The 7,274-nt window shown below is 36.6% G+C and carries 5 protein-coding genes; 2 read left to right on the top strand and 3 right to left on the bottom strand.

The window, feature by feature from the left end; genetic code table 11:
- From G7Y56_RS18020 to G7Y56_RS18010, 3 genes are all read right to left on the bottom strand, one after another.
- The coding region (locus G7Y56_RS18020) for a hypothetical protein (protein WP_165045802.1) at positions 1–422 on the bottom strand (422 nt) is incomplete at its 3' end.
- Between the two features lie 3 nt (positions 423–425).
- Entirely contained in the window at positions 426–1,391 is a 966-nt protein-coding gene (locus G7Y56_RS18015; RefSeq protein WP_165045800.1) for a metallophosphoesterase, read from the bottom strand.
- A 10-nt stretch (positions 1,392–1,401) separates the two neighbouring features.
- Positions 1,402–2,625: a DUF1566 domain-containing protein gene (locus G7Y56_RS18010; RefSeq protein WP_255498810.1), complete on the bottom strand. Its 1,224-nt coding sequence runs from the start codon at positions 2,623–2,625 to the stop codon at positions 1,402–1,404.
- A gap of 392 nt (positions 2,626–3,017) precedes the next feature.
- On the opposite strand from G7Y56_RS18010, the gene G7Y56_RS18005 reads away from it, so the two are divergent.
- Both G7Y56_RS18005 and G7Y56_RS18000 read left to right on the top strand, forming a co-directional pair.
- Positions 3,018–4,292 carry a hemolysin family protein gene (locus tag G7Y56_RS18005; protein WP_165045798.1) on the top strand — a complete coding sequence of 425 codons (1,275 nt, stop codon included), beginning with the start codon at positions 3,018–3,020 and terminating at the stop codon, positions 4,290–4,292.
- Between the two features lie 665 nt (positions 4,293–4,957).
- The gene (locus G7Y56_RS18000) at positions 4,958–6,652 is read left to right on the top strand and encodes a tetratricopeptide repeat protein (protein WP_165045796.1); all 1,695 of its coding nucleotides are present in this window, start codon (positions 4,958–4,960) and stop codon (positions 6,650–6,652) included.
- Positions 6,653–7,274: the final 622 nt, after the last annotated feature.

The following is a 7,274-nucleotide window of genomic DNA, read 5'->3' as shown; positions in this document are numbered from 1 at the left end:
TGCTCGTTTATCCAACTTTTTATCAATTTGGCGGCGGCTCCTAAGCCTACAATTAAGATTCCAATGAGGGAATTATCAAAAAAATCTTTCGTAAATCGTGCCACATTGTAAATCGGTGGAATATGCAGCGGCGAAAAGCTGTTAATCCTTCGCAGATACATATAAACCAAAATAGTAACAAAAACCAGTATGACCGACAAGAAGCAATACGATCTGTATCTCTTTTGCTCAAGAAAGCGTGGTGCTAGAACTGTTATATTGACAATGAAAATCACAAAAAAAGCAGACAGATGAAACCATCTTTGCAAAAGCTGAACGCTGTTTATCTGTTCATTAACCTGCATCAGGTATGGAAACAAGAAGACAAGTACCCAAACGATTGAGTATACGGTTATCTCTATTCTTTTGTACCTTGTCTTCATTACTTACATTGAATATCTTATAACATTTTCCGACGAACGGTACTCCGCTTTGCCGTTAAATTCCACTCTTCCTTTCCATACCAGCGTTACATGCAAACCGTCTACTTCAACAAGCAGGTAGCCGTGTTCCTGCCTGTGCTCTACAGCTTTGGGTGTGAAATAACTGTTCTCGCCGTTATAATTGTACTTCGACATCAGCCAGCCTCCGCCTCCGCCAACAACAAATTGATAGGTATCGTTATCCTTATCCCCGTCGCCATCATCAATCAGTGTGGCATCAAAAAAGTGGTCGTGTCCGCAAAAATACGATTTTACTCCCGCTTTATTTATGCTTTTCCAAAATATATCTCTGTCATCGGGGTAATCGTCGAGACAATCGGAGTGAAAAACCTTAAACGCCGCTTCGTGTCCGAAAACAAACTTGTGGGTACTCTTGCTAGAAGTCAGTTGCTCGTCAAGCCACGATTGATCGACACGGTGTATTGTAGTGTAATTATCCAATCCTACGAAAAATGAATTATTGTGAGTGAATGAGTAACTGAGATTCTTCTGGTCAACAGCCCCATTTTGTGGAAGCGAAAGAGTGCCCGAAAAGACTTCGTTCCATACCAAAATATCATCCGCCGCATCATCTTCGTGGTTTCCCCGAACAGGATATATTTTTATTCCCCTGTCAATAAGAGGTTTGAAATACTCTTTCCACAAACCAAATTCTACCCTGAGCATTTCTGCGGATGCTTTCTTTCCACCTTGAACCAAGTCTCCGCAATGAAGCACCAAGTCCACTCCATCTTCAATAATAAAAGGGATCATCTCTGCAACCGTATCCGAATCTTCGGTAATATGTGTATCTGACAACACTACAAACCGCCATTTCTGATTCGGCGTAGTTTCAATTTCGCTTCCCGAGCAGCTCGGGAAAAACAATAAGGCAAGAAGAAGGCTTATTATATAATTTCTATTAATCATTGCCCAAATATTATTTAGCATCTCTCACCGCACGTACATAGTTGTACACGTATCTGACATCGCCCTGAGGCCCGAAGTATTGAGGATAGTCGCTCTTGTTGCCCGACTTCGGATCACTTCGCTGAGCACCAGCTCCGTGTACATCCATCAAAACGCCGTTCATTTCGCCCTGAGACTGCCCAAAAGCTATGTAAACAGCTCCCTCATAAGGTTTAGCTCCGTCCAAATGTGTTGTACTTGTCCAAAAGTATGGATACTGTCCTGCAACACCATCGGGGTCGGTTATTGATGTTGTCTCAAACATAGGATCGATTGCAGCAGAATTTGTTACTGACGGGCAACGCGTGTAGTCTACGATACTTTGAAGCTCTTTTGCATCGGGCAATCTCCAATCGCTGTGCCCTCCGAGTACCAGGTTTTCGGCATACTCCAACGATTCTTTCCAATCACGTGCAACAGCATCATCTGCTTTCTGCCACATCAGACCCGTTGCGTTGTCGGTAATCGTTCCATCACCATTGTCGATAAACTTATTTATCCCATAGGAGGTATTTCCACGAACCATTCTGAAATACATTGTATTGGCTGTGCTGCTTCCGGGTTTAAGTATCGGATAGCCTTTTATCCTGCCGTCTACAAAGTTTACACCAAAAGCTACATCTTGGTTATTCATCGCCTTGCCAACGTATTGGGTTGAAGACCACGTTTGGGCATCAATTTCCCGTTCTCCCAATGAGGTGTTGCCCAAAGGCTGTATGAAATAGGTTTCGTTGATAAAATTTTTGATGGCTGTTTCGCCTCTAACCTGACCTGTAAACAGAATCAGAGAGTACAATTCTTTGATTGTTGGTACTCGCCAATCGCTGTGTCCTCCCACTCGGAGATTCTTTGCTACCTCGGGAGCATCTGCAAAAGAAATTTTCTGCCCCATATCTTTTTGCCACATAAGTCCTGTGATGTTATCGGTAATGGTTCCGTCGCCATTGTCGGTGTAAGAAGGTGCATTTTTAATGTAATTGGCATCTTGTCCGTAAAATGTGCTTCCTTCTTCAATTTCGGATACTGCTGCAACGTCGGAATAGAACGCTTTAACGTCAGTGTCAACAATTGTATAGCTCAAAGAGGTTGACGGAAGAGTTATTGTAGCACTACCGGCTTCATTTTCGGGGTCATCGCTGCAAGAATATGTCGAGATGCAACATACAAACACTAATATAAGATTCATTGTTTTCATTTTTAATCGTTTTTAAATTCATAGCAAAGCTATTTGTTAAATTACAATCTAAAAAATAAGTTCTCCGTAATGGTCGATTTCGTATATAGAAACTGTTTTTTTGCATCTAAACCCTTATTACCTCGTTAGAAAACGTATTTATTGGCTGTAATCAATCACAAAATATACAAAACGAAAAGCATGAGTATAATCTCAAATAAAACAAATCCCTGTGCCCGCTTATATAGATTATAAAGATTATTTATTTCCTTTGAGCTTCGAACAATGCTATCAGCCAATAGGGAATTGAATCCCGACTGATTAATAACACAGTTTTATTAATATATAAGTAGAATTGATTGAATAAGAAAGTCAATAGCAAAATTGTAAAGTAAGATTAAACAGAAAATTATATGGAAATAATTATTATTATAGCACTTATTCTTTTAAATGGAATTTTTTCGATGTCGGAAATGTCGTTGGTCACTTCCCGAAAATTCAAACTGGAGAATGCAAAAAAGAAAGGGAGCAAGGGTGCTAAAACCGCACTGGAACTATCAGAAAATCCTGCCAGATTTTTATCGACTGTTCAAATAGGAATAACCCTGATCGGAATTCTGTTGGGTATTTATAGCGGAGAGAAATTAACAGGTAATCTTGTAGGCTTCTTAAATCAGTTTGATGCCGTCAAACCCTATGCACATGATATTGCTGTGACTATTATAGTGGTTTGCGTTACCTTTCTATCCATTGTTTTAGGAGAATTACTGCCCAAAAGGTTAGGGATGGCGTTTCCCGAACGTATAGCCATTATACTGGCTAAACCGATGAAAATACTGTCCGTACTTACCACCCCTTTTGTATGGTTGCTGACTGTAACAAATGACCTGCTCTTAAAAATAATCGGTCTTAATAATACAGCGGATGATAAAATATCCGAAGAGGAAATAAAGTCCATTATAAGACAAAGTGCTGAGGGTGGAGAGATTCAAGAGATAGAACAGGATATAGTGGAAAGGGTGTTCGAGTTGGGCGACAGAAAAGTAAGTACCTTGCTTACACACAGGGGAGAAATCGTATTTTTTAATACTACTGATACATGGGATGTTGTGAAAAATAAGATAAACGAAGAAAAGCATTCGGCTTACCCTGTATGTAAAAAAGGCAATCTGGATGATATTCTCGGTCTTGTTCTGTTGAAAAACCTGTTTCCCATAGCTACAGATCAAGAGTTCAATATCAACGATTTTGTAACTCCTGCCCTGTTTCTTAATGAAAATATGTATGCCTATAAGGTGCTCGAATTATTCCGGAAAGAGAAGATACATTACGGCATTGTTATCGACGAATATGGTGCTACCGTAGGCATTGTAACAATGGATGATGTGGTGGATGCCTTGTTGGGAGACATTAGTGAAATAGGACAGGATGAATACCAGATAATACAACGGGATGAAAACAGCTGGCTGGTTGACGGGCAGTATTCGTTTATAGAGTTTATGAAGTATTTCGATATTAATCCCGATAACTATATGAAAGGCAATTTTACTACCCTTGCAGGTTTAATAATAAGTATGAATAATACTTTACCAGAAGTCGGAGAACGGTTTATATTTGATAAATATGAGCTAGAGGTGGTCGACAAAGACGGCCAACGAATAGATAAGGTGTTGGTTACAAAACATTAATATAGTTTCACTGAAAAAATGGGAATGTATATCTCTGATTAATTCTTTCGATAAAGAAATATCTAAGCAAGCATCTTCATGTTGCATGGAGTAACATAATTCGACTTTTAGCATTTATATTATCTGATAAGATCTTCATAGAATATTGTAAAAGAAAAACTTATCAGATAATTATCTAACTAATAGAAAGTAGCTCATAATTTAAAGAGTATAATATTTGTCATCTCACGATCATACTTGAATGGCTCAACAGTTTATAATTTATTATGCAAAGAGTATTAGTTCTATTTTTATTTTATCATTTGATTATCAGGGTATAACGACAATGTTCTTTGCATAACACTTTACTGCACATAAGCAATAAAAACCTCAAAGAGCTTATAATATTTATAAATACTTACCCGGTTACTGGTCTAAACTTAAAGAACTGCAATATAAAACGGATCGTCCGTATCGCAGACAATCAGGTAAAACATTATTTGACCTTGAGACTGAATTCATCAATAAGAAACAATTAGCGTTAATAATCGAAAAATAAAATATAATCGTTAATATTACACAATAAATCAAACAAATTAAATCCGGATAAAACAATCGATTTTATCCGATTAATTTTTTGAAATATATTTGCTTAAATCTAGGGGGAATCGAATTAATCTATTTACATGAAACTGCATATAGTATTTTGGTACTTTATTGTTATATTGTTTTTATTTCATTCATTATCATGCAGTCATCAACCAAATGATGCAAATAAGATTTTAGACAAATGCGAGTCTTTAGTGGACTTGTATCCCGATAGTATTTCAAAATTGTTGGACTCCTTATACTTCATGAATAATTTATCCAAAAGTGAACAAAATAAATATCTCTTAATAAAGATACAGGCTAAGGATAAGTTATATCAGGATATTTCACAGGATACATCTATATTCGAAGTGAAAAACTACTATGTGAAAAATAAAGACTTCTCAAATGCAGTCCGGGCTGCATATTATTGCGGACGAGTGAAGCAGGAGAGAAATGAAGACAAAATGGCTTTGAATGAATATTTTGAAGCTGAGAGATATGCTGAACAAACAAATAATTACAATCTATGCGGTCTGATACAAAACTCAATCGGAATAATATTATCGGGACAGTCAAAGAAAAAAGATGAAGCAATTAAGCGACTATTAAAATCTACGGATTTTTTCAAGAAATCGTCCGACAGTAAAAATGAAATACTTGTATATGGCCTGATAGGCGATATTTACCTGACAAAATCAGAAAACGACAGTGCCGTTTATTTTTATCAAAAAGGGTATCGGTTGGCAGAATTGACAAATGACAGTCTGCACCTGGCTAACTTCCTGCAAAGCCTGGGTACAACATATAAAAAGGCCGGTAACTTTCAACAGGCAATCGGCTATTTCAGAAGCTCCTGTAAATTCTTAACTGATTACTCTGATAAATCAAGACTTTACTTAAATCTTGCCGAGATATTCTATAACATGAATAAGCCGGATTCAGCATTGTATTCTATAGAGAAATCTTTAAAGCTTCAACAAGAAATCGGTAATTTAAACCTGTTAGCTGATATTTATAAGACGCTATCAACTATTGAGGCTAAAAACTCCAATCATTATAAATCACTGTTTTTCCATCAGACTCACAGGGAATACCTGGAGCTGGTTATTAATGAACGTAATAATAAGCAGATACTGGAATTAGAAAATAAGTATAATCTGGAACGCAATTGTAATAAAAAATATAGATCCACTCTGGAGGAACTAAAGATATACTTAACGATTTCAATATCGATAATAATCATCGGCTTGCTCGGCTCGTTTTTTTATATAAAATCTGTCCGGCATAAAAAAACGTTATTGAAAAATGAAAGGTCAATACATGAAGCAGAAGCCAGAATCTACCAGCTGATAAAAATGTCCCAGAACTATAACCTGAAAGATAACGGATTCAGAAACATATTGCTGCGGCATTTTGAAATTTTAAAGAAAGCAGCACTTTTAGAAATATACGTAAAAGGTGATAACCCACAGGATTCCCGGTTGATAAAAGTATTCAACGGTATTGTCTATGGACAGGAAACCTTAAACTGGGATTTATTATATCAGGCCATGAATGAAATGAATGACGGATTCTTTGACAAACTAAAGTCATCTTATCCCAATCTGGACGAATCCGAGTTTCGCATATGTTGCATGACATATGCCAAATTCAGTTGTCCTGAAATCGCTATTATCATGAGGTTAAGTGCAAACACGGTACAAATGAAAAGATCTGCTATACGCAAAAAGATAGGTGCCGGATCACAAGAGAACATACAGGAATATCTAGATAAAAAACTGCTCTCATAATATCCCATATCAAACCCATATCAAGCCCTCGCAATTCGACAATAACTGTCCTAAATTCAGTAAATTACAAAATTACACCTGCCTAAAATCCCATATCGGGAATTTCCCCCTGTCAGAACAATCATTTTTAAAACTAAATTGAGTGCCTCAACTACGCTGTTATACTTAATTGACAGTTAAGTAACAGATATTATTTGAATCAAAACATTCAAGAATCAAAAACTATAGACAGCCGGCTAAAAGAAAGGAGGTCATAAATAACCGGTAAGAACACATCATTTTGGTTTATTATTAGTTATACTCTAAATTACTTAAATGAATGATTATGGATAAATTTACAACAAAGCTTCATGACGAGGTAAATAGTAACTTAGATACTATAAAAACATCCGAAACAGATATTATTATCAGATTTGGAAAATCAATAGAAATTGTAGAAACTGCTTTATTACGACTCAGAGACTGTATAATATAATTGAAAAGTAGTCCACTTAGTAATTGAAAAGTATACCACTAAGTGTCTCGGATGAGATTGGCTAAAGATATTTATTCTTCATCAGGTTGTAACATTTTTTTAGTTTCTTTAACTCTGTACGACTGTCCATTCATGTTGATAAGGTAT

Origin of the sequence: Dysgonomonas sp. ZJ709 (assembly GCF_011039195.1) — a bacterium.
In the GTDB taxonomy this organism is placed as follows: Bacteria; Bacteroidota; Bacteroidia; order Bacteroidales; family Dysgonomonadaceae; genus Dysgonomonas.
The sequence above is the reverse complement of the archived record's forward strand: the minus strand, read 5'-3'. Positions and strand labels throughout refer to the sequence as shown.